The 2066-nt window shown below is 40.2% G+C and carries 2 protein-coding genes and 1 pseudogene; 2 read left to right on the top strand and 1 reads right to left on the bottom strand.

Translation table 11 applies throughout. The features are described from left to right. Nucleotides 1–78: 78 nt before the first annotated feature. Nucleotides 79–186 (top strand): annotated as a pseudogene (locus tag I3254_RS14255) (cupin domain-containing protein); the annotation flags it as partial. Nucleotides 187–204: 18 nt separating this feature from the next. Beyond that, on the top strand, nucleotides 205–558 hold the full coding sequence (locus I3254_RS00425) for a cupin domain-containing protein (RefSeq protein WP_238050456.1): 354 nt from the start codon (nucleotides 205–207) through the stop codon (nucleotides 556–558). Between the two features lie 155 nt (nucleotides 559–713). On the opposite strand, the gene I3254_RS00420 is transcribed toward I3254_RS00425, so the two are convergent. After that, nucleotides 714–1682: an acyltransferase gene (locus I3254_RS00420; protein WP_238050454.1), complete on the bottom strand. Its 969-nt coding sequence runs from the start codon at nucleotides 1680–1682 to the stop codon at nucleotides 714–716. Nucleotides 1683–2066: the final 384 nt, after the last annotated feature.

Genomic DNA, 2066 nt, shown 5'->3' with positions numbered 1-2066 from the left:
ATACCTCTTACTTTATAAAGTGTATGCTTTATTTTAGAAGATATATACTTGTTTGCCAATTAGGGACACGCCCTAGTACTATCAGGCACTTTTTCTGCAGATGACACTCATTATCCAGCAGGTTGGTATCTACGTAACCCACCGTCTTCAGGTCATCGGCCTTATAGTGATGAAGGTGCTGTTATTTTCGTTAAATTGAGGCAAATGTCGTCTGACGAAACGCAGCACGTGGTTATCGACACTTATAAAGATGCTAATTGGCAGCAACAAGGCAACCGTAATATCTGCCCGCTTTTTTCTGATGGGGTAGAGCACGTTAGTCTACAGCGTATCGATGCAGGCGAGTTGCTATTCACTGAGACAATCCATGGCGGTGCAGAAATATTAGTTGTAGCAGGCGAGCTAATAGAGGGTAAGCAGGTATATCAGCAGGATAGTTGGATACGCCTGCCGATAGATATAAATGTACAAATAAAAGCAGGGGTAGAGGGCGCGACGATATACCTAAAAACTGGCCATCTTAACCATGTCATCGGTTTAGACATTCAAGAGGCTTGAATGACTTCGTTATTAATAGCTAGTTATTAAAACATACATCATCAAAAACTTTGGCACGTCAACTTTTCAGTCATGAGGTGCCAAATTATCTGTATTAGAACTTACTACACTATGAGAAACTCTTATCTATATATGAGTATCTTTAGGTAAAAGTATCAAAGATCACTTGTTTTGATAGCATCTTTGTTCTCAAAGTCAGCCAACATCTCTGTGATTAGCTGATCCTTTTGATGCCATATTTGCTCTACCCATTCAAACATCTGTGCTTTTATCGCTTCATCTGTTTCATAGCCGCCGTTCTTGATCGCAGTAAACAGGTCTTTGGGTATCTCAATATGTCGCACATCGACGCCTAAACGTTTGATATTGCCTTTCCATAGATCGCTATAAGTGGGCACACCGTCAGGGTAGACAATCGTCATGTCTAAAATCCCATCAATCTCTTCCCCTAATGCACTCATAGCCAGTGACAACCCGCCAGCGCGTGGCTTGAGTAAATGCGTATATGGGGACTTTTGTTTATCATGTTTGCTAGGAGTGAAGCGAGTCCCTTCTAGATAGTTCAATAGTGTAAAAGGCTTGTCTTTAAGCAATGCACACGCTCGTTTCGCTTCTTCGATATCCTTACCCTTTAGAGCAGGGTTTTTGGCGATGGCTTCTTTAGAGTGTCGACGCATCATAGGAAAGTCGAGAAAGTAGAAAGCTTGACCAATGACAGGGATATATATGAGCTCAAACTTGGTAAAAAAGCGCGTCAATGGTAAACGTTTCTCGCTGATATATTGCACGATACTGGTATCAACCCATGACTGATGATTGCTCACCAGTAGATACTTACCGTTGGTATGCACATCATCAGGTAAGTTAATGCGCCAGTCTTTGCGCGGTAATACGTTATCGATCAATGCATTGTTGCTATTGATCCAATAGTTCGTCACATCGATAACGGCTTTGTCAGCGATGGCAGCACCGGTGATAGCCTTGGTAGCACCCATTACCCAGACAGGTAGCCCAGCTAACATGCTATTAAAAGTAATCACGCTGGTTGCTGTCGTCAGTGAGGCAGCTTTGCCCAATTTTGGAGCGCGTTCATGTAATTTTTGAACGATTGATTTCAATCGCATATTGAATCCTTTTACTCATATTTATGATGAGATATTGATAATGTCGCTATATAATTTTAGCAGAAATCAATCTCAGTGTACGAGTGTTAACAACAAATAATAAACAGCATTGGTGAATTAGAACGTACAATTATATCAAGATTTTGCCAAAGCGAAATACGAACCAGACCATAAACGCAGTCTGTTTTATTTATAAAAACTAACCGATGAAAAAAGAAATATAGCTTGCTCAAAGGTAAAATGTTTGTAGATGATATTTTGAGTTCAAATATAGCCCTTATATGCTGGCTAGTCTATGAGTTTCGTCTATAGTCAGTCCAAAATAGAAAAGGTACAATGCTTTTAAACCAAGCAAAGAGAAATATAAAAGATGACCTACTCAGC

Source organism: Psychrobacter sp. Ps2, assembly GCF_022129405.1.
Classification (GTDB): domain Bacteria; phylum Pseudomonadota; class Gammaproteobacteria; order Pseudomonadales; family Moraxellaceae; genus Psychrobacter.
This window is presented reverse-complemented; position numbering and strand designations above follow the sequence as displayed.

Excerpts from the sequence above, each read along its gene's own strand:
- I3254_RS00425 (WP_238050456.1), top strand. The coding sequence starts at position 205 with ATGTCGTCTGACGAAACGCAGCACGTGGTTATCGACACTTATAAAGAT.
- I3254_RS00420 (WP_238050454.1), bottom strand. The coding sequence starts at position 1,682 with ATGCGATTGAAATCAATCGTTCAAAAATTACATGAACGCGCTCCAAAA.